Genomic DNA, 20,013 nt, shown 5'->3' with positions numbered 1-20,013 from the left:
TTTCATGACGATTAAACTGATTGCAATTGACATCGATGGCACCCTGCTCAACGAAAACAACGAACTGGCTCCCGCCACGATCGACGCCGTCAAAGCCGCCGAATCCCAAGGCATCAAGGTAGTCCTGTGCAGTGGGCGGCCGCTCAGTGGTGTGGCGCCTTACATCAAGAAACTCGGCATCAGCGGTGACGACCAGTACGCCATCACCTACAACGGCTCCGTTGCCCAGAGCGTGACCGGCAATATTTTGATCAACCACTCGTTGACCTTCGACGACTACATCGACCTCGAAGCCTTTTCCCGCAAGGTCGGCGTTAATTTCCAAATCGAAACGCCCGACTACATCTACACGGCCAACAAGAACATCAGTCCCTACACGATCTTTGAAAGCAACCTGGTCACGATGTTGATTCGTTACCGCGAAGTCAGTGAAATGCCGCGCGACGTCACCATCTCTAAGGCCATGTACGTGGCCGAAGCAAAGGACATCGACCGCATCAAGCCATTGATTCCCCAAGACTTCCGCGATAAATACTACGTGGTTCAAAGTACCCCGTTCTTTATCGAAGTCATGAATAAGGCCGCCAGCAAGGGCAACGCACTGCGGGGCTTGGCCGATAAATTAGGACTCACCGCCGACAACATCATGACGTTGGGCGACCAGGGCAACGACTTGACCATGATCGAATACGCCGGCTTAGGGGTCGCCATGGGCAATGCCATCGACGACGTTAAGCAGGCCGCCGATGCGGTCACCCTGACCAACGCGGAAGACGGGGTTGCTGCGGCGATTCGCAAGTACGCCCTCAAGTAACCTTCCGATTAATAGCTTAACGAGTCATTTAAAAACCATCCGCCGATTACCGGTTAGGATGGTTTTTTCGTGCGGATAAGGGTATATTTGAGACGGTTCAAAACTATCAAGGGGATGGATATTATGAAGAAAGTTTTATTGGCAGCAGTCACTGTGTTATTAGTCGCCCCACTGGCCGTTCCGGGGACAACGGCCCAGGCGGCAACCTGGCATAAGGGCGCTCCCAAGATTGCTCGGGGCACCTGGACGGACAAGCGTAACTCTCCAAAAGGCGGTATGTATGACTCGTTACATATTACCCACAAACTCTTCGTACTCAATGACAATGACCCGCATTTAACCCACTTGAAGTACAAAAAAGTCGGCCGCCACACCTACAAATTTAGAGGGTACGAATTCGAACTCGGCAAAACTATCACCACGGCGGGCAACTGGCACTTTATCAGTCGCCACCACGTCCGGGTAACCCTCGACGGCCACAAAATGAACCTTTACCGGTAATTAGTCCTGAAATTCAAACTAAAATGGCGTTGGTGACGACTTGTCACCAACGCCATTTTGGTCGCATCTCATCTCGACTAGCCATCAGCAGCCAAGCGGCCTACGCTTAACGATTGGTGGCTTATCCCGACATCTTCTCTACGAAGGCCATATATCACACTAAATTGGCGTGCCTAAAACACCCCATAAAAGCGATCTTTTAGCTTGGACCAAGAACAGCTTAACATATCACGGGCTATCCATTTAACGGTTCGAACATGGGGAAATCTTCGTACGACACAATGAAAGAACTTCCAATCAGGCGATTGCCCAGTAATTAGGTGCTGGTAACCCTTCAATAATGAGTCGAAGCGTGGTCAAGTCTGCCAGATGAAGATGGTCAACGATAAGCGTCAATTCTCAGTTCAATCCATGTTTGCATTAGTTACTGTGAAACGAAACGCTTCGGTAAAATGTAATTGTAAAAGAGATGTGGCTGACCGATGCTACGTTCCAAATATCAAATTAAGCGTGTCTGATAATTGATGAATTTCGTTGCTTGATGGAAAGTCATTTGTTTGCAAGTAATAGCTTATCATCCCTAACATTACGCCACCAATAACATTTATTTCCAAATCTGACTCTGGACGTTTGAGAGCTGTCTGTAGATTATTACTTAAAGTATCTTTAATACCATCCATTAGTCGCATTTTAGCTTGTGGAATTGTCATTATCGCGTTTATCGGTCTGCTCCAATATCTCATTAATTGTCTAAGTTCCGGTTCTAGTTCACTAAATGCGTCACTTAAGACAATTCCCTGATTTATGAGTAATACCTTTTTTTTCAAGGCCTCATCAAGCCACGTCAGAATATCTTGTAATATGACATCTGTCAGTGCGAATTTGTCCTCATAATGTAAATAGAACGTTTTACGACTAACCATAGATCTGAGTGCAATATCCTTAACGGTAACCTTATCAAAACCATTCTCTATGACTAGGTCAACAAATGATTTTGTGATAACATCGTCAGTTTTTTTCATTCTAAAATCCGTCATATCGAATCCCCCATTACCAATTCTGTCAATTCTGTAACCTTACGGCTCATATTACTGCTCTTTGGAGCATTAAGACACAAATCAGATTAATTTGGCCATGTTTTTAATTTCAACATTAATTTAAACTACCCATAGAATAAAAAAGGGGGTAATGAACATGGTCAGTGTATTTAAGAGAAAAAGTATCTGGATCTGCATGTTAGTCGCTACTATATTAATTGGATTATTTGCCTTTGCACAAGTTGGCGCTAGAAGCACAGTTAAGGTTCGGCATTTACCACTAGCTTTAGTCGTCAACGATAACGGAAAAGATGCTAAGAATGTGGTGAAGAAATTACGGAAAGAGAGTCGTAAGAAAAATTCTGAAATCAAATGGGTCAATGTAACCCACACGAGTGAACTCACTAAAGGTTTTGCATCCGGAAAATACTACGGGGCTGTTGTCATTCATTCAGGATTTACTAAAGCTATCAATCAACAAACAGACTATTTGAAAGGTAAGATCATCACTCAGAAACTAGACGCACTGGCAGTTAAAACGCCAATGGCGGCTGAGACGGCACCATTCCAGCAACAAAAAGTCTTAGCCAATTCATTAACCCAGAAAACTCCCCAACAAGCAAAAGTATCTTTATACATCAGTCAAGGAAGTAACGTTACTGTTGCAAACATTTTGACGACTGCCCTTCCAAAGATGACTGATCGTCTCAATCAGAAGATTTCTAACAAATATATCACCGTTGCAAATAAATCAGGGCTAACGCTCTCCCCACAAGACTGGTCTAAATTGCAAACACCAATTCACGCAACGCTTATCAAACGTAATAAGGTTTCAACCAAGGAAGTAAGTGGTATGGCGCCATTCTTAGTCACCATCTTCTGCTGGCTCGGCAGTCTGATTGCGAGTTTGCTGAACTGGCGCGACCATAGTAAGAATGAGAAGAAACGGCGTGATGGTCGCCTCTCATTAACTAGTGTCACAAGTCAATTAATTTCAGGGGTCGCAATTGTGATTGCGATTGCGATTGCGGTATCAGTTTACTTCTTCACCAAAGTTTGCTACGCCGTCCCAATTCATGATCCAGAACAATTTCTATTGCTGATTGGTGGTATCTCATTTGTTTTCTATCTCCTGCAGTCAGCTGTACTCGATTTGCTTGGACTAAAAGGATGGCCCCTATTGCTGATTATCTGGATTGGTTCAATGGCAGTCATTACCTTCATTCCACAAATGCTGAGTCCCTTCTATCATAATTACGTTTATGATATTACGCCAATTCGATTTGCCTATGATCTTATTCTTAACCAGATGTATATTACAGATGCATCCATCACTGGATCTTCAATGTTGAGCTTGCTGTACATTGGCATCGCTTCAATCATTGTCATGTATGCCTCTACTCTCATTAAGAAACGGAAAGCAGACAGCTTAGCGTAAAATTTATTTCCAACTCTTTTAACCATCCTGAACTTAGTAAAAACGAAGTTAAGACATGAATAGTGGTTAAACCAGGTTGTGTGGTCAGCATATCCCTGGTTTGCCACTATTTGATTCAACAAATGATCATTTATCTTCCTAAAGGGTTTTGATGAAAGGGGATAACGTAAATGTCACGAGAACAATATCAACTAACTGATGCTAAATTGGTAAACAATTTATTTGATTTAATTGCGGATGGCCAAAAACTCGACGGCATTACCGTTACACAACTTTGCTTAAAGTCAGGGGTAGCTAGAAAAACATTTTATCGTCACTACTCATCCACCCAAAAAATCATTGAAGGCTTTTTGGACAATTCTGCAAATGATTTTATCGGAATATTGAAAGAAGCTCCAGTGCGCGCGTTTTATAATCAAGTTAGCCAAATACTTTTAGCTAATTGATAAAATAAAAAACACCAAGACAAATCTCTGTTATCATTGATGTTCCTACACAAACAATGAAAGAGGTTATTGTCTTGATGCAAGAACAGAATACCACAGTCAGAAAAAAAGGTCAGCACCTAACTTCGTTTGAACGAGGCAGAATTGCTACGCTGCACAGCCAAGGCTATTCCAATCGTGCAATTGCCAGAGCGCTTAATGTTTGTCATCAAACAATCAATAATGAATTGTGCCGCGGCGAGATCGACCAAGTAAAAAAAGTGAATGGTCAACGCCAATATTACGCTGTATACTCACCAGAAACAGCACAAGCTAAGTACGAAGCTAATCGAGCCCACTGTCATCGACCTTTGAAACTCGTCGGTGTCGCTGATTTTATCGACTATTTTACGACTCATTTGCGTCAAGATGGTTGGTCGCCTGATGCAGCAGTAGGACGGGCCAAACTTGAAGGCTTATATCAGCCTGAGGAGATGGTCTCGACCAAGACGCTATACCACTATATTGATGCCCAGTTACTTGAAGTCCGCAATCTTGATCTACTCGAAAAAACGCGCCACCGTGCCAAACATCATCACTCGATCAAGCACAAGCGTCTGGCCGGACGGAGTATTGATGAACGGCCTAAAAGTATCGACCAGCGCCAAGAGTTCGGCCATTTCGAATTGGACACCGTGGTGGGCAAGCGCAACGGTCAAGAGAGTGTGATCTTAACGCTGATCGAGCGTCAATCCCGCTGCCAAATTCTACGTTTGATCGATGGTCGTGATGCCGATTCAGTCAACTATGAGCTGGCCAAGATCTGTCAAGAATACGGATCAATCATGAAGTCAGTTACTGCCGATAATGGCGCTGAGTTCTCGGAAGTTGGCGCTGTACTTACCGGTGTCGCTGACCTTTATTATGCCCATCCATATCGTTCCTCTGAGCGTGGGACTAACGAAGCGCATAATCGAATGATCCGCCGCGATGTACCCAAGGGTCTATCCATGGATATTTTGGGTCCTCATGATATCCAAGCAGTTGAGTCAAAGCTAAACAATTTACCGCGCCGGCAAACTGGCTATCAAACACCCAAAGAGCTTTTCTCCGCTGCTTCCGCCGGTTAAGTTAAGTCCATAAAATATGAATATTAATGAAAATACTGATTTAATAGGATTTGTCGTGTGGCTAATTTGTTCTTGCAATTTGGGGATTTTTTCAAATTTTGGTTTGACAACAAAAATCGTCGACAAGTTTTACAAAATTACGAGCTTTTCTCATACACGGTACATCGTTTAATTGCGCTCAAACTATTGGATATTATCAACTTAACCGAAAGCTCTAATTGGCAAGATCTCAATTCAAACCAGCAATCCATTTTTTTCGAATTTTGTGCTGGCGGTTTATGGAGTGCCTTGAATACTAGCATGACGATTACTGATCTTAATCTTAATGCAGATTTTGTCATCACATCACTCTTTCAATCAAACGATTTGTCCAAGTGACTAACTTGATTCTAAAACTTGCCATATTTAAATTGGGGAATTTCTATGCGAAAAGCCAAATTTCTGTACAAAGAAAAGAGGACATAGATATGAACTTCGTAAATAAGGAAAATAAAAGCTTAGATGAAATAAATGGTAGCATCCATGTACCAAAAAACGCAGGTTTTTGGAAGACAATGGCTGCATATATGGGCCCAGGTACGTTGATAACGGTCGGATACATGGACCCCGGTAATTGGATCACGTCCATTGCTGGAGGAGCGAAATATAAATATGCATTATTGTCTGTAGTATTATTGTCAAGTTTGATTGCCATGTTACTGCAAGTTATGTCTGCAAAACTTGGAATTGTGACTGGCAAGGACCTGGCGCAGCTGACACGAGAGAAGACATCTAAGTCAGCTGGAATCATTTTGTGGATTATTGCTGAGCTGGCTATTATGGCAACTGATGTTGCGGAAATAATCGGATCCGGAATAGCGTTAGAGTTGTTGTTTAGAATTCCATTAGTTGTCGGTATTTTAATAACTGCTACAGATGTTTTGCTCCTTTTAATTCTAATGAAGCTTGGTTTTCGGAAGATTGAAGTAATAGTTGCCACGCTTGTATTAGTCATATTATTAGTGTTCATGTATGAAGTTTTTCTTTCAAAACCAGATCCCTTAGGTGTATTGACAGGCTTAGTTCCACAAATGAAAATTTTAAAAAATCATTCCATGTTGTATCTGTCATTAGGAATCGTGGGGGCAACGGTTATGCCACATGATTTATATTTAGGGTCTTCCATTTCACAAACTCGAAAAGTTGATCGGAAAAATGATAACGACATAGCAAAGGCATTGAAATTTAGTACGATTGACTCCAATACCCAATTAATAATTGTATTTATTGTAAACTGCTTATTATTAATTTTGGGCGCTGCCCTTTTCTATGGTAAAGACAGTAATCTAGGGCATTTTGTTGATCTATTTAATGCATTGAGCGACAAACAAGTTGTTGGCTCAATAGCTAGCCCATTTTTAAGTATGTTGTTTGCGGTTGCTCTATTATCGTCAGGTCAAAGTTCAACAATTACTGGAACTTTGGCAGGCCAGGTTATCATGGAGGGCTTTATTAGATTAAAGATGCCTTTATGGGCACAAAGGTTAATAACACGCTTACTATCAGTAACGCCAGTATTGGCGTTCGCCATTTACTTTCATGGAAATGAAGCTAAGCTTGAATCACTATTGACCTTTTCCCAAGTCTTTCTGAGTATTGCACTTCCTTTCGCCGTTATTCCACTTGTCAAATTGACTAATAGTACAGGGTTAATGGGTAAGAGATTTGTCAATCCCACTTGGGTAAAAATTTCTGCATGGACGGTAACAAGTATCCTAATTCTCTTAAATATATATTTAATTATTCAGATTTTTTGACATGGGCCCCGATTTAAAATCGAAGTGCAACACTAGTCAACTAGACCACAAGATCTAGCAAAAAGGTTATGAAGACCTCTTCTTATAAGCGACTAAACAAAGTAAGAAAGGAATTTTCATGACCCAATTTAAGAATACTACGCCTACCCACTATCAATAACTCCCCTTTGATGAACGAGGCCAGATTGAAGTACTTCATAAGCAAGGAATGTCGATTAGACCTAAACAACGCCCCGGCGACTTCAGTCTGACACTGAAGTCGCCGGGGCGTTGTGTGGTTATCATTTAGATGTGGTTACCCATCATGGTCTAGTTTCGGTCATGAGACGATTTAGGAGTTTTGCCGGTCCAATAAATTGGTTAAGCTCACACCGAAACTAAGCTGGGCGTCTTACATAAATTGAATCAAACTCATCAAGATTGGTACGACCACGATGAACAGTACCGTACTGGTCGTCACAATGTTCGTGGCGTATTCCACGTCACCGTGGGCTTCGTTAGCTAAGATTGGCAGCACGGCCAACATTGGCGTTGCGGCTTGCACAATCAAGGTTTGCGAAGCTAAGGAAAGAATCGTTGCGCCAAAGTTCTTGGCGGCAATGATGATTCCCACCATGATCGCTGGTGCTAAGATGAACCGACCCAAGAGGGCCACAATCGTATCCCGGTCGAAGTGGATACTCTTCAGACCAGCATCGGCTAAGACAATCCCGATATAGATCAAGGACAATGGCGTAACCAAGTCCCCCACGTAAGTCAGCGTCGAATCAATGAAGCTGACATTCAGGATCGGAATGTTGAGTAACAGGAAGACCAACGCAACCAAGAACCCAACTAACGGCATTGGTAGCAATTTCTTCCAATCAATCTTATTATTCCCGGAATGCTTGGGCTTGGTTGGGTCGTCGTTGGAAATCAAGAAGACCCCAAAGGCCCAAGTCGAGACCGTGTTCACGATATAGTAAACCAGGAAGTACGTCATACTCTTGTTCCCGAACAACGCGATGTTCAACGGTAACCCGATGAAAATCGTGTTGGCGTTGACCAAGGCGTTGATAAAGATACCCTTCCGTCCGGGCCGAACCTTTAAGATCCGGACCAAGAGGAACGCAATCAGGTAACCAATGATGACGGACAGGAACCCGTAAACCAGGTACCCGGAAAATGAAGCCAATTGGCCCCGCGTTAAGCGGCTCAGCACCGAGACGAAAATCGATGCGGGCAGTGCGATATTTTTAATGAATTTGGAGATGGTACCTCCAAACTTATCATCAAACCAGCCTTGTCGTCGTAGGACGTAGCCTAAAATCATAATGAGGACGACGACTAAGACACTTTGAATGGAGTTCCACAAAACAGCCACAGGTGATGTCCCTCTTTTCTAATCTATTCTCTTGTTCTCTCTCTTATCGCCGACCGGCTTGCCTAGTCAGTCAGTGAGTGGTACTCTGGCATCCATTTCAAGTCAGCAACGGCTTGCTTGACGTCTTCAATTGGTTCTTGGTTTAACTTTTGATCGACAACACTTTGGGCGACAACTTCCGCGATGTGCTGGGAGAAGTCCGTCAGGTCATCAACTGGTGGTAAGACGGCCGCACCTGGTTGGCTGGCATCGACCAAGCCACCTAAGGCATGGCAAGCCGCCGACAAGGTTTCACCGTTTAAGACCTTAGCCGTTGAGGCAATCAACCCAAAGCCTAACCCAGGGTACATCAAGGCATTGTTGCCTTGGCCGATGTGATAGGTCGTGCCGTTGTAGTCGATGTCCTTAACTGGAATCCCAGTGGCAATCAAGGCCTTGCCGTCAGTCCACTTCAAGAGGTCTTCGGCTTTCGCTTCAGCCAACTTGGTTGGGTTCGACAATGGGAAGATCATTGGCCGCTCGGTGTGGGCCGCCATGTCCTTGACCAGGTCTTCGCTGAAGGCGCCTGGTTGCGTGGAAGTCCCAATCATGACCGTTGGGTGGACAGCTTTAACAACGGCCGCTAACGTGGTCAAGTCATCAGGGTTGTCAAAGTCGGCCCGGTCACGGGCAAATTCCTTTTGTGCAGCGGTCAAGTCCGGCGTGTCGGTGAAGAGCAAGCCTTGCTTGTCGACTGGGTAGAAGTGCTTGCGCGCATCGGCGTCATCTAAGCCCGAACGCTTGAGTTCGTCTAAGATTTGGCTCGCGATTCCCATGCCGGCAGTCCCGGAACCGAAGATCACGAACTTCTGGTCCTTGATATCTTCGTTGGTGATGTTCAAGCCACCTAAGATACCGGCCAGAACGACCATCCCAGTCCCCTGGATATCATCGTTGAAGGTTGGGAGTTTGTCTTGGTACTTGTCCAAGATGACCTTGGCGTTGGAACGACCGAAGTCTTCCCAGTGGAGTAAGGCCTTCGGGAACAACTTTTGTTCCGCTTCAACGAACTTGTCGATAGCGGCGTAGTACTTGTCACCGTAAACACGTTCGTGACGGTTCCCCAAGTACAACGGGTCATCGAGTAGTTTTTGGTTGTTGGTCCCAGCGTCGATGCTGACAGGCAAGACTTGAGCTGGGTCGATTCCAGCCGCAGCCGTGTAGACCATCAGTTTCCCGACGGCGATGTCGGCCCCGTTGACACCCCAGTCACCCATACCGAGGATTCCTTCGGCGTCAGTCACAACCAGCAAGCGAATATCGCGGCCGTTAGCGGCGTTACGTAAAGTATCTTCGATGCTGTCTGGGTCATCAACAGAAACGTAGGCCGTGCCTTGCGGGTCCGTGAATAACTCACTGTATTGTTCGATGGAATCAGCAACCGTTGGGTCGTACACGATTGGCATGAATTCCACGACGTGTTCATCCATCAAGTGGAAGAATAACGTCCGGTTTTCGTTGAAGAGCGTCATCAAGAAGAGACGCTTTTCTAAATCGCTGGTCTTGCTTTGGAATTGTGCGTAAGCTTGGTCAGTTTGTTCGTCAATGGTTTGGACATGAGCGGGTAAGGTCCCGGTCAAGCCTAACTGTTGCCGTTCTTCCTTAGTAAAGGCTGTTCCTTTGTTAAGAAATGGATTGTTCAGAATGTGATCTGCATGTTGGTTCATTTTGAAATGACCTCCAATTACTTATTTTTTATAAGGTTTAATTAACGACAAATGCTACTGTACGCGCTAAAGAAATTTATAGTCAATTAGCTTATATAACATAAATGTTTTTTATATTATCTTTATAAAGACTGTCAGGACAACGGTTTTGTTTTAACATGTGGTTGCTCTCATATTCTCATAAACAAATTTCTCAAGTTTTTTTAAAGTTGCGTGCGCACTTTTGCCCCAATTCACTGGTTACCGCAAGTAAGCTGGGGAAAAGTTGGCCCAAAATAGTTACACTTCGTGATAAATGACCCCCTTACAAAAAATAACAGATAAACTTGCTGGCCTAATTTAAATCAGTCAGCGCTTAAAATCGCTTTCATAGTCGACTTTCGAGCGATTATTTGTAATTCACTGGCCCCTAGGTCCGGCGAACAATATGGTGCCGCACAATTATTTATACGGTAATTGATTGGTCACAGCGTAGTCTACGGGAAACGATTTCAAAAAGCAACTAATCAGCCCGCTAACTTGTCGAATCACGAGGTCCGATGTGCCCGCAACCTTTATCTCACTCTCTCACACACCATCGCATTTAATTAATCCGTTAACGACTCACAGCCGAGTCACAAACCAAATAATTGGTTTCCCCCACCCAAAATGCTAAGCTGAGGTATCGATTTCAAGGAGGTCTGCTGAGCATGCAAGCAGTAATTATTGATCAATACGGTAGTCCCGACGAGTTACACATGACGACCTTACCGCAACCCGAGATTGCCGATGACGAGGTCTTGGTCGCGGTAGCCGCCACCAGCATTAACCCGATCGACTGGAAAGCGCGTCAAGGGTTGTTAAAGTCTCAATTCGATTGGGATTTTCCCGTGGTCCTGGGTTGGGACCTTGCCGGAACCATTGTCAAAGTCGGCGCGAAGATTCACGACTTTAAGGTCGGCGACGACGTATTTGCGCGCCCCGACATCTATGCCGATGGCCGGCGCGGCACCTACGCCGAGTTTGCCGCGGTGAAGGAAGACAAGCTGGCCCATAAGCCCGCCGAACTCTCCTTCGAACAAGCGGCTGCCATGCCACTAGCCGGCCTAACTGCCTACCAAGTTATCCATGACCGTTTGAAGGTCCAAGCCGGTGAAAAGGTCTTGATTCAGGCCGGCGCTGGTGGTGTCGGCCTCAACGCCATTCAAATTGCCAAGGCGCTTGGCGCTGAGGTCACCACGACGGCCAGTGCCGACCACCACGATCTGTTAAAGTCGATTGGCGCCGACCACATCATTGACTACCACGACACCAATATTACCGACGTGCTCCACGACTACGACGCGGTGTTCGACACCATTAACGCCATTGACGACGGCATCGCCGTGTTGAAACCCACCGGTCGTTTGGTCACCATCGACGGCGCCCCCACCGACGCTCAAAAGGCTCAGGGCCCAGACGTGTCGAGTTGGTGGCTCCTACCGAACGGTCGCGAGTTGGCCATTTTAGGTGACATGGTCGTCGCCGGTCAATTACGCGTCATCATCGATCAGGTCTTTCCGTTCACCACGGCAGGCCTACGGGACGCCCACCGCCACAGTGAGACTAGCCATAGTGCTGGCAAACTGGTCATTGATGTTGACCCCGAAAAGAATGCTGATTAATCATTTAAACCGTTAGAACAATTGCGGCTCTTTGATATTTGGTGTTGATGGACAAAAGTCATCAACACCATTTTTAGTTGCGAGGCGAAAAAAAGGCCACTGCCCGTGTACTACAAACAAACGGGATGATACTGCTTTAAACCCTAGTCTTAAGAACACTTAAAACATCAGTCCTCAGCTTGAGTCGATGCTTAAAATGCTTATCAGGAACCGTCAGTTAATCAAGAATATGCCTAATAGTTCACTCTCAAATGGCCCAATTGAAGGGATAAATCGCAACATAAAACAGATTAAGCGAACAGCAGATGGTTATCGTAATTGGCAAAGTTTTAGTTACCACATTCAACTTGAATTCAAAATCAGACTAAAGAAAAGGAACCCAACTCGAAAGTGAATTGGATTCCAGTAGCACTCCTCATCAACACTGGTTGACAAAGAGCTAATGAAAATAAGACAAGCAATCAGGGATTGGTCTCTCACCCTACATGGGATTGAAGCCTAAAGTCTCAAATAGCTTACTTTCTTGAGATAACTTTGTAGATATACAGTCCACAGCCTATGGTACATCCAATAACGATAGACGTAACATGCCAATATAAAAAAATCGCAGATAAAACACACCATATGCTCAGTAAGATAATCCATCTTTTGATTGACATATTCATTGCTTACCCATTTTAACTAGTCCTGATTTGCTAAACTCAAACCATGCCCCACGATTAGACGGAACAGAACTAATTGCACTGGCAATTGCTGAACCAACAGCAACAGCCAAGTAGCCAGCTTTAATCCCCTTAACAATTGCACTATTTATATAAATTCGATAGTGACCGTGTTTCTCCTTAATATATTTAGTTGTACCTTGGTCAAGTAAATTTTCCATAAGCAGGCTTTTAATATACGGTTGTGGAATTTTACTGTAGCCAATTGGATCGATAAGTTTGTATCGTTGTAACATTTCTGCATTATCCATATCGACTTGCGCCACATTTACGTCAATAGGAGTAACCCGCGAAATAGCCATACTCAACTCTTTGTTCACGGTATTGGCCGCTGTATTTTCAACAGTATCCGCATTTGCTACTATTGGTCCAAGCGCGTATGATGCTGTACCACTAATTGATAAAGCCACTGCGCCAGTTGCCAACAAAGTAATAATCTTGCTATGTTTTGTCATGTAAAGCTCCTCGCGTTTATGTATTAGAAAAAATCAACCATCTGTCAAACTACACGCTAGCTTAGTAAATGTCAATCACTGTATTAGTATTCGCGTCAACCAATCCCATGATTGAAATCACGGGATTGGTTGACGCGAATACTTAATTAAAGCTTAGCAACACTGATTGACAAAGAGCCTCAGCTACAAATCAAAAAGGTGCGCCGAAGATCATTCGATTTTCGACGCACCTTTTCTATAGTCACTTCATGACACAAAAACCAGGACCCCCATTGGGAGTCCTGGTCCAATGACCGCAACCTATGACAGCAAGCTGTCCGCATTACGGTACTTTAGTTTTTGATTGAAGACTACTTCTTCAATGGCGTCCATTGCCACTTCGTGAATTCTTCAATATCATGACCTTCGTCACGCGTAACCTTAAAGTGCTTAGCTAAGATGTCATCCATCTTCTTGTCGAAGGCCTTCGCAGCGGCTTCGTCAATCACACCCTTGTTCACTAAGACGCTAACAGCATCCTTAGCTTGGTGGAACCGGTCAAGCTCGGAGTATACCCGCATGTCGTAAGCCGTGGTGATGTCACCATCTTCACGGTAACCATGCACGTGTAAACCTAAGTGTTGACGTTCGTAGAACATGGATTCGATTAAGTCTTCGTAGCCGTGGAAGCCAAAGACAACTGGCGTGCCAGAAGCACCGAACAATGCGCTGAACTTGGCATCAGACAAGGCCCGTTCGGAGTTCAATTGACCGTTCTTGCTTTGCAGACGACCTAATTCAACCACGTTGACGTAACGCATCTTAACGGCTGGGAAGGCGTCGTTGATCAAGTCAACGGCAGCCAAGGTTTCGATCGTTGGTTCAACACCAGCGGAAGCAAAGACGATATCAGCATCTTCGCCTTCAGCAACGGTGGAAGCCCAGTCGATCGTCTTGATACCTTCAGTGGCCAATTCTTCGGCTTCATCAACGGAGAACCATTGTTGCCGTGGTTGCTTGGAAGCCACGATGTGGTTAACCTTTTGCCGGTCCTTGAAGGCCCGGTCAAAGACAGCCAATAATGAGTTGGCATCGGCTGGCAGGTATTGACGCACGAAGTCGGATTTCTTTTCGGCTAAGTGGGTCAAGATACCTGGATCTTGGTGGGTGTAACCGTTGTGGTCTTGTTGGAACACAGTCGAAGTGGAAATCAGGTTCAATGATGGGTAATCATTGTGCCATGGTTCGTCAGCAGCCTGACGGATCCACTTGAAGTGTTGGGTGATCATGGAGTCCACGACCCGCAAGAAGGATTCGTAAGAAGCGAAGATCCCTTGACGACCAGTCAAGGTGTAAGCTTCTAACCAGCCTTCTGCTTGGTGTTCGGACAATTGAGCATCCAAGATCCGGCCTTCAGGGGCTTCGTATTGGTCATTTGGTTCCTTGACCTTGCTTTCCCACTGACGGTTGGTAATCTTGAACATTTCCCAAAGCCGGTTGGACATGGTTTCATCTGGGCCAAATACCCGGAAGGATGATGGGTTCTTCGTGGCCACGCCAGCGAAGAATTTCGACAAGACGTTCATATCCATGTTTTGGTTGCCATCTGGCAAGTTCGTCCCACGGTTATCAGCGGTAATGTCGTTGGCGTAGCTCTTCCAGTCTGGTAAGTCTAACAACGTTGGCTTTTCGCCACGACGCCGACCACCATTGGCGATTGGGTTAGCAGCCATCCGCTTGTCACCCTTAGGCGCAAAGTCAGCGACTTCAGCCTTCAAGGTTCCATCGGTGTTGAATAATTCAGCAGGCTTGTATGAGTTCATCCAAGCTTCGAATTCTGGTAATTCGTCGAAGTTGTTCTGGGATAAGCCAAGCGGAACTTGGTGGGCCCGGAATGAGTTTTCGATTGGTTCGCCGGCTGGGTTGTGCGTTGGGCCACCCCAACCCTTTGGTAAGCGGGCCACAACAACTGGCCACGGGGCGATTTCGCCGTCTTCGTACTTACCGTTTTCACGGGCGTCTTTTTGGATTTGTTGAATATCAGCGATGGCTTGGTCGAAGACGGCCGCTGCCTTTTCGTGATAAGTCATGTAGTCATGGATATCATCGTTTTCGATGAACCGTGGTGACCAGCCTAAGCCTTCAAAGAACTTCGTGATGTGTTCATCGTCCATCCGGGAGAAGAGCGTTGGGTTGGAAATCTTGAACCCGTTCAAATCTAAGATTGGTAAAACAGCACCGTCGTTCTTAGGGTTCAAGAACTTGATGGAGTTCCACGCCGTCATGGCCGGGCCAGTTTCCATTTCCCCATCACCAACAACCGTAAAGGCGATTTGGTCTGGGTTATCTAAAACGGCACCCGTAGCGTGGGACAGGGAGTAACCTAATTCCCCACCTTCATGCAAGGAACCTGGGGTTTGGGCCGTCATATGCGAGCCAATTCCACCTGGGAAGGAGAACCGCTTGTATAATTTTGCCATCCCGGCAAGGTCCTGGGTGATTTCTGGGAAAGCATCCGTGTAAGTGCCATCCAAGTAAGAGTTCGTGACCATAACTTGGCCACCGTGACCTGGGCCACCGATATAGAACATGTTCAAACCGTACTTGTTGATCAGACGGTTCGCATGTGCGTATAAGAACGTTTGACCGGAAATGGTTCCCCAGTGTCCGATAGGCTTAACCTTAACGTCCTCTTTTTTGATTGGTGTGTTGGTAACAGAAAACAGTGGGTTGTCTTTCAAGAAAATCATCCCACCAGAAAGATAGGTCGTTGCACGCCACCAAGCGTCAACTTTTTCCAAGTAGGACTTGGAATCGAAATCTACTGCCATGAATTTACACTCCTTCGTTGACTAACTAGCATCAATATTACAATGTCGTCGAAAGAATCCGCCGACATTAATTGAACATTCTTTCATCATACGGACTTTTGCGAAAAAGTCAACTATTTTTAAAATTGATACGGTCCAATTTTTGGATTTAACGATCCAAATTTTATTGGTCACGGTCTCCCCGGCCGTTAGACGCAATCGGTTACAAGCCCGCGTTCGCCCCAACGCTGAGTTTACGCCCTGTTTCGCGAAGATGTTGCACAAACGCGAAAACGGTTAAAAATTAAATTTATTTTAGGTTCGGGGCACACCAGCTTAAGCCCATCCCACTCCGTTTACTGCTCCCCCACTGAATGTTCGGCCACCTATCCAACTAACTGAATGTTCGTTTTTACCATTACCCAAAAAACGGAACCCCTGCTCACCAGGAGTCCCGTTTGGACTAATCTTCATTCAAATTCACGAAAGTGCCGTACTTCAAGTCGCGGTAATGTAACCGCATAGTCGACACTTCAAAGGGGGTGCCATCGTCCAAGAAGAAGATTCCACTCATCACTCCGACCGGTTCGATTGGCTTGAGATGCAAGAGGTCTTGATCCTCCGCTGTCGACGGTTGAACGTGAATCGACAAGAAGGCGCGGTTGACCGTTTGTCCCTGCACGTCTTGGACGTAGCTAAAAATCGAGCTTTGGGCCACCGCGGGCGTTAACGTGGGCAAAATCTTAATCGGGATGTATCCCGTTTCGATAATTACGGGCTTATCAGCCACCAACCGTAGGCGCTTGATTTCGTACACGAAGTCCGATTCCGTCAAGAAAAGTTCTTGCTGGAGCTCCGCCGTTGCCGGGATGACCCGGTAATCCAGCAAGCGACTTTTGGTCGGTTTGCCGTTGGCCTGGAAGCTATCCGTAATTCCCAAGTTTTTGCCTTCGTAGCGAAAAGCCGAACGATCCTTCAAGTATAGTGGATTAATAAAGGTCCCCGCGCCCCGCTTCTTAAAGATGATGCCCTGGTCGACTAAAATCTCCATTGCGCGTTTCATGGTACTGCGACTCACCTGATAGGTCGCACTCAAGCTGCGCTCATCTGGGAGTTTTTTGGTGGTAAATTCCCCGTTTAAAATCCGTTTTTTAAGGTCCCGCATCACCCGGCGGTAGACTAATTCTGTCATCATTTACTCCCCTCAAAGCCCAATTTATCACGTTACAATCTTGCTAGTATACCAGAGTTTGGGCGTTTCCGGCAGTTCTTTGTCCAAGCGGGCGCTGGCAAACGCTATAAGAGCGTCAAAATGATACCCACAACAATCAAACCCAACCCCGCCAAAAAGCTGAACCGTGCCCCCGGACTAAATTGAATCGGGGAATTCTTGACCGTAGCCACGTCGTGCACGTCGACCCGCTCACCTGGTAAGGGGTCTTCGCCCTTTTTGCGCCGGTGTCGCCACCCCGTGAAAAGGTGCCCGCGCGCTAGAATCAACACGGCCCCCACCACGATGAGTGCAAGTCCCAGCATGAACAGGAGGTTACCGATCACCATTAGAGGTTGGCCTAAAATATGGGCGACCAAGCCCACCAGGATGCCCGCCGCGATGACGCCCGTGGCCCACCGTTGCCAATTTTTCTGCATCTACCATCCGCTCCTTATCGAAAAAAGAGGCCCGGAGACAAGCTCCCAGACCCCTTATCTTATCTAGATTTATCGTGTCCGCTCCGGTCGCTTTTACTGCTGGTGACTCCGGAAACGGTTCTTGAACAACGGACTGACCGGCCGATTTTCATTAATCCGCTTGATAGCTTGACCAATCAGCGGACCGACCGAAATCTGTTCAATCTTATCAATTTGCTTATCGGCAGTCAATTGAATCGAATCCGTCACCACTAACTTCTTGATGGGTGATTCCTGGATGCGGTCAATGGCTGGTCCGGACAAGACGGGATGGGTACAACTAGCGTAGACCTCAGCGGCCCCCGCATCCATCAAGGCTCGTGCCCCTAAGGTAATGGTCCCAGCCGTATCAATCATGTCATCGATCATGATACAACGTTTACCCTTGACATCCCCGATGATGTTCATGATTTCGGCCACGTTGGCCCGTGGCCGCCGTTTGTCGATAATTGCAATCGGCGCCTTTAAGAACTCAGCCAAGGCCCGCGCTCTAGTCACCCCACCGTGATCGGGGGAAACAACGACGGCGTCTTCGGCTAAGCCGTTACGCAAGAAGTAATCTGCCAGTAACGGTGCCCCCATCAAGTGGTCTACCGGTACGTCGAAGAACCCTTGGATTTGGGCGGCGTGCAGGTCTAAGGCCAACACCCGCGTGACCCCTGCCGTTTGGAGCATATTGGCCACGAGCTTAGCCGTAATGGGTTCCCGTGAACGGGCCTTCCGGTCTTGCCGCGCATACCCGTAATACGGGATGACCACGTTGATGGTGGCCGCACTGGCCCGCCGCAACGCATCGATCATAATCAAGAGTTCCATCAAATTGTCATTTACTGGTGCCGACGTCGATTGGATCACGTAGACGTGGCATCCCCGGACACTTTGTTCAATGTTGATACGAATTTCACCATCACTGAACCGGTCCACTGAAGTTTTTCCTAGTTCCACCCCAACCTCGCTAGCGATCTTCTCGGCTAACGGTTTGTTGGAATTTAACGCAAAGATCTTTAATTTAGGATCGAAATATTGCGTAGCCATAATTTCCTCCAATAGCAAAAGCTGCCTGAATTACTACCATAAGTTTAGGTTATCCGGGGCAAAAACACAAGATTTTCCCCCGGCGATTATTCCCCGCGGTATGGTAATTTTTGATAATAGTTCGGTTTGTTGGTCTGCCGTTGCCGGGCAATCGCCATGTCATACTGGTTGACGGCATCGGTAATCGTCGAGCCCGCCGCAATGAAACTGTGGTCCGCCACGTTCAACGGCGCAACTAAGTTGGAGTTCGACCCGATAAAGGCATCGTCGCCCACGACCGTTTCATGCTTGTTCTTGCCATCGTAGTTCACGAAGACCACACCGCAACCGACGTTGATATGCCGTCCTAATTTGGCGTTCCCCACGTAAGTTAAGTGACCCACCTTGGTGCCTTCACCAATCGTAGCCTTCTTCACTTCCACGAAGTTCCCCAGATGGACCTTGGGGCCGATGTGGGATTCTGGACGCAAGTGGCTGTTCGGGCCAATGTTGGACCCGCTGGCCATGTCGGAGTCTTCCAACACGGATGACGTCACCGTCACGTGGTCCGCTAAGGTCGCGTTGCGCAATTCGGAGTGTGCCCCGATATAGCAATCCGAGCCAATCACCGTCTTGCCCTTGAGCAAGACGCCGGGTTCGATGATGGTGTCGGGGCCAATCTTGACGCCGGCATCGATGTAGGTGGTCTCCGGGTCAATCAGGGTGACGCCATCTTGCATGTGTTGCTTGTTGATGCGTGCGCGCATGATTTTAGTGGCCGCGGCCAACGCCACCCGGTCGTTAACGCCCATGGATTCGTCGAAGTTACTCATCCGGTAAGCGCCGACGATGTCCCCGCGTTGCTTCAAGATTTCGATAACGTCGGTTAAGTAGTACTCGCCTTGGGCGTTGTCGTTGGACGTTTCGTGGAGCGCTTGGAACAACTTCTGGTTATCAAACACGTAGACCCCGGTGTTGATTTCGTGAATCTCTTGTTCTTCCGAGGTGGCGTCCTTTTGTTCCACAATCTTTTCCACGATACCAATGTTGTTGCGCACGATGCGCCCGTAGCCAGTGGGGTCAGGCGCTTGCGAGGTCAAAATCGTGGCCGCTGCGTGCTTAGCTTCATGGTAAGCAAAGAGTTCTTCGAAAGTCTTGGCTTCGAATAACGGGGTGTCGCCGCTGACAATCAGCGTCGTCCCCTCTTCATCTTTTAAGAGGGGCTCCGTTTGTAAGACCGCGTGCCCCGTCCCCAGTTGTTTGGCCTGCAAGACGTAGCGAGTCCGGTCGCCCAGGGCAGATTTGACTTCATCGGCCCCGTAACCCACGACCGTGACAATCTTATCCATATGCGTCTTTTCCACTTGCGTCAAGACATGGTCGACCATGGCCTTACCGCAAACTTGATGGAGGACCTTATACAACTTCGACTTCATCCGGGTACCCTTACCGGCTGCCAGAATGATCGTATTTCTAGTACTCATGCCAAAT

General features: G+C 46.7%; 16 protein-coding genes and 1 pseudogene. 8 read left to right on the top strand and 9 right to left on the bottom strand.

Going from position 1 to position 20,013, the window contains the following annotated elements; genetic code table 11:
- Positions 1 to 4: 4 nt before the first annotated feature.
- Both yidA and H3M12_RS05530 read left to right on the top strand, forming a co-directional pair.
- Positions 5 to 814 (top strand): sugar-phosphatase, encoded by an 810-nt coding sequence (yidA, locus tag H3M12_RS05535; protein ID WP_182151027.1) that lies wholly within the window; start codon positions 5 to 7, stop codon positions 812 to 814.
- A 123-nt stretch (positions 815 to 937) separates the two neighbouring features.
- Entirely contained in the window at positions 938 to 1,315 is a 378-nt protein-coding gene (locus H3M12_RS05530) for a hypothetical protein (protein WP_129032700.1), read from the top strand.
- A 485-nt stretch (positions 1,316 to 1,800) separates the two neighbouring features.
- On the opposite strand, the gene H3M12_RS05525 is transcribed toward H3M12_RS05530, so the two are convergent.
- Complete coding sequence (locus H3M12_RS05525; RefSeq protein WP_129032701.1) at positions 1,801 to 2,352, bottom strand: TetR/AcrR family transcriptional regulator; 552 nt, start codon at positions 2,350 to 2,352, stop codon at positions 1,801 to 1,803.
- Positions 2,353 to 2,509: 157 nt separating this feature from the next.
- Between H3M12_RS05525 and H3M12_RS05520 the strand changes: the two genes are divergently transcribed.
- From H3M12_RS05520 to H3M12_RS05505, 4 genes are all read left to right on the top strand, one after another.
- Positions 2,510 to 3,790, top strand: coding sequence for a YhgE/Pip domain-containing protein (locus H3M12_RS05520; protein ID WP_182151026.1), 1,281 nt, complete (start codon positions 2,510 to 2,512; stop codon positions 3,788 to 3,790).
- Between the two features lie 170 nt (positions 3,791 to 3,960).
- The gene (locus tag H3M12_RS05515) at positions 3,961 to 4,236 is read left to right on the top strand and encodes a TetR/AcrR family transcriptional regulator (RefSeq protein WP_233449229.1); all 276 of its coding nucleotides are present in this window, start codon (positions 3,961 to 3,963) and stop codon (positions 4,234 to 4,236) included.
- Positions 4,237 to 4,313: 77 nt separating this feature from the next.
- Entirely contained in the window at positions 4,314 to 5,345 is a 1,032-nt protein-coding gene (locus H3M12_RS05510; protein ID WP_004270929.1) for an IS30 family transposase, read from the top strand.
- Between the two features lie 467 nt (positions 5,346 to 5,812).
- Positions 5,813 to 7,141 (top strand): Nramp family divalent metal transporter, encoded by a 1,329-nt coding sequence (locus H3M12_RS05505; RefSeq protein ID WP_182151025.1) that lies wholly within the window; start codon positions 5,813 to 5,815, stop codon positions 7,139 to 7,141.
- Between the two features lie 391 nt (positions 7,142 to 7,532).
- Here H3M12_RS05505 and H3M12_RS05500 read toward each other — a convergent pair whose 3' ends face one another.
- Positions 7,533 to 8,504, bottom strand: coding sequence for an AEC family transporter (locus H3M12_RS05500; protein ID WP_182151024.1), 972 nt, complete (start codon positions 8,502 to 8,504; stop codon positions 7,533 to 7,535).
- A 62-nt stretch (positions 8,505 to 8,566) separates the two neighbouring features.
- Positions 8,567 to 10,210, bottom strand: coding sequence for a malolactic enzyme (locus H3M12_RS05495; protein ID WP_129032754.1), 1,644 nt, complete (start codon positions 10,208 to 10,210; stop codon positions 8,567 to 8,569).
- A 689-nt stretch (positions 10,211 to 10,899) separates the two neighbouring features.
- Between H3M12_RS05495 and H3M12_RS05490 the strand changes: the two genes are divergently transcribed.
- On the top strand, positions 10,900 to 11,853 hold the full coding sequence (locus H3M12_RS05490) for an NADP-dependent oxidoreductase (RefSeq protein ID WP_182151023.1): 954 nt from the start codon (positions 10,900 to 10,902) through the stop codon (positions 11,851 to 11,853).
- 163 nt (positions 11,854 to 12,016) lie between these two features.
- Positions 12,017 to 12,247, top strand: a pseudogene (locus H3M12_RS05485) (transposase); the annotation flags it as partial.
- 267 nt (positions 12,248 to 12,514) lie between these two features.
- Here the strand turns inward: H3M12_RS05485 and H3M12_RS05480 are convergent.
- The 6 genes from H3M12_RS05480 to glmU form a co-directional block, all read right to left on the bottom strand.
- The gene (locus H3M12_RS05480) at positions 12,515 to 13,030 is read right to left on the bottom strand and encodes a hypothetical protein (protein WP_129032751.1); all 516 of its coding nucleotides are present in this window, start codon (positions 13,028 to 13,030) and stop codon (positions 12,515 to 12,517) included.
- A 350-nt stretch (positions 13,031 to 13,380) separates the two neighbouring features.
- Positions 13,381 to 15,840 carry a phosphoketolase family protein gene (locus H3M12_RS05475; RefSeq protein WP_129032750.1) on the bottom strand — a complete coding sequence of 820 codons (2,460 nt, stop codon included), beginning with the start codon at positions 15,838 to 15,840 and terminating at the stop codon, positions 13,381 to 13,383.
- Between the two features lie 442 nt (positions 15,841 to 16,282).
- Positions 16,283 to 17,011, bottom strand: coding sequence for a GntR family transcriptional regulator (locus H3M12_RS05465; RefSeq protein ID WP_129032749.1), 729 nt, complete (start codon positions 17,009 to 17,011; stop codon positions 16,283 to 16,285).
- 104 nt (positions 17,012 to 17,115) lie between these two features.
- Entirely contained in the window at positions 17,116 to 17,469 is a 354-nt protein-coding gene (locus tag H3M12_RS05460; RefSeq protein WP_129032748.1) for a DUF3899 domain-containing protein, read from the bottom strand.
- A gap of 93 nt (positions 17,470 to 17,562) precedes the next feature.
- A complete protein-coding gene (locus tag H3M12_RS05455) occupies positions 17,563 to 18,543 on the bottom strand; it encodes a ribose-phosphate diphosphokinase (protein ID WP_129032747.1) in 981 nt (326 codons plus the stop codon).
- Between the two features lie 86 nt (positions 18,544 to 18,629).
- Positions 18,630 to 20,006, bottom strand: coding sequence for a bifunctional UDP-N-acetylglucosamine diphosphorylase/glucosamine-1-phosphate N-acetyltransferase GlmU (gene glmU, locus H3M12_RS05450; RefSeq protein WP_129032746.1), 1,377 nt, complete (start codon positions 20,004 to 20,006; stop codon positions 18,630 to 18,632).
- Between the last annotated feature and the right edge of the window lie 7 nt (positions 20,007 to 20,013).

The sequence above is a fragment of the Levilactobacillus suantsaii genome, from assembly GCF_014069315.1.
GTDB lineage: Bacteria > Bacillota > Bacilli > Lactobacillales > Lactobacillaceae > Levilactobacillus > Levilactobacillus suantsaii.
The sequence above is the reverse complement of the archived record's forward strand: the minus strand, read 5'-3'. Positions and strand labels throughout refer to the sequence as shown.

What these genes read in the sequence shown, in the direction of transcription:
- H3M12_RS05505 (WP_182151025.1), top strand. Translation starts at nt 5,813, where the DNA reads ATGAACTTCGTAAATAAGGAAAATAAAAGCTTAGATGAAATAAATGGT.
- H3M12_RS05480 (WP_129032751.1), bottom strand. Translation starts at nt 13,030, where the DNA reads ATGACAAAACATAGCAAGATTATTACTTTGTTGGCAACTGGCGCAGTG.
- H3M12_RS05455 (WP_129032747.1), bottom strand. Translation starts at nt 18,543, where the DNA reads ATGGCTACGCAATATTTCGATCCTAAATTAAAGATCTTTGCGTTAAAT.
- H3M12_RS05465 (WP_129032749.1), bottom strand. Translation starts at nt 17,011, where the DNA reads ATGACAGAATTAGTCTACCGCCGGGTGATGCGGGACCTTAAAAAACGG.
- H3M12_RS05515 (WP_233449229.1), top strand. Translation starts at nt 3,961, where the DNA reads ATGTCACGAGAACAATATCAACTAACTGATGCTAAATTGGTAAACAAT.
- H3M12_RS05490 (WP_182151023.1), top strand. Translation starts at nt 10,900, where the DNA reads ATGCAAGCAGTAATTATTGATCAATACGGTAGTCCCGACGAGTTACAC.
- H3M12_RS05510 (WP_004270929.1), top strand. Translation starts at nt 4,314, where the DNA reads ATGCAAGAACAGAATACCACAGTCAGAAAAAAAGGTCAGCACCTAACT.
- H3M12_RS05530 (WP_129032700.1), top strand. Translation starts at nt 938, where the DNA reads ATGAAGAAAGTTTTATTGGCAGCAGTCACTGTGTTATTAGTCGCCCCA.
- H3M12_RS05520 (WP_182151026.1), top strand. Translation starts at nt 2,510, where the DNA reads ATGGTCAGTGTATTTAAGAGAAAAAGTATCTGGATCTGCATGTTAGTC.
- H3M12_RS05460 (WP_129032748.1), bottom strand. Translation starts at nt 17,469, where the DNA reads ATGCAGAAAAATTGGCAACGGTGGGCCACGGGCGTCATCGCGGCGGGC.
- yidA (WP_182151027.1), top strand. Translation starts at nt 5, where the DNA reads ATGACGATTAAACTGATTGCAATTGACATCGATGGCACCCTGCTCAAC.
- H3M12_RS05495 (WP_129032754.1), bottom strand. Translation starts at nt 10,210, where the DNA reads ATGAACCAACATGCAGATCACATTCTGAACAATCCATTTCTTAACAAA.
- H3M12_RS05525 (WP_129032701.1), bottom strand. Translation starts at nt 2,352, where the DNA reads ATGACGGATTTTAGAATGAAAAAAACTGACGATGTTATCACAAAATCA.
- H3M12_RS05475 (WP_129032750.1), bottom strand. Translation starts at nt 15,840, where the DNA reads ATGGCAGTAGATTTCGATTCCAAGTCCTACTTGGAAAAAGTTGACGCT.
- glmU (WP_129032746.1), bottom strand. Translation starts at nt 20,006, where the DNA reads ATGAGTACTAGAAATACGATCATTCTGGCAGCCGGTAAGGGTACCCGG.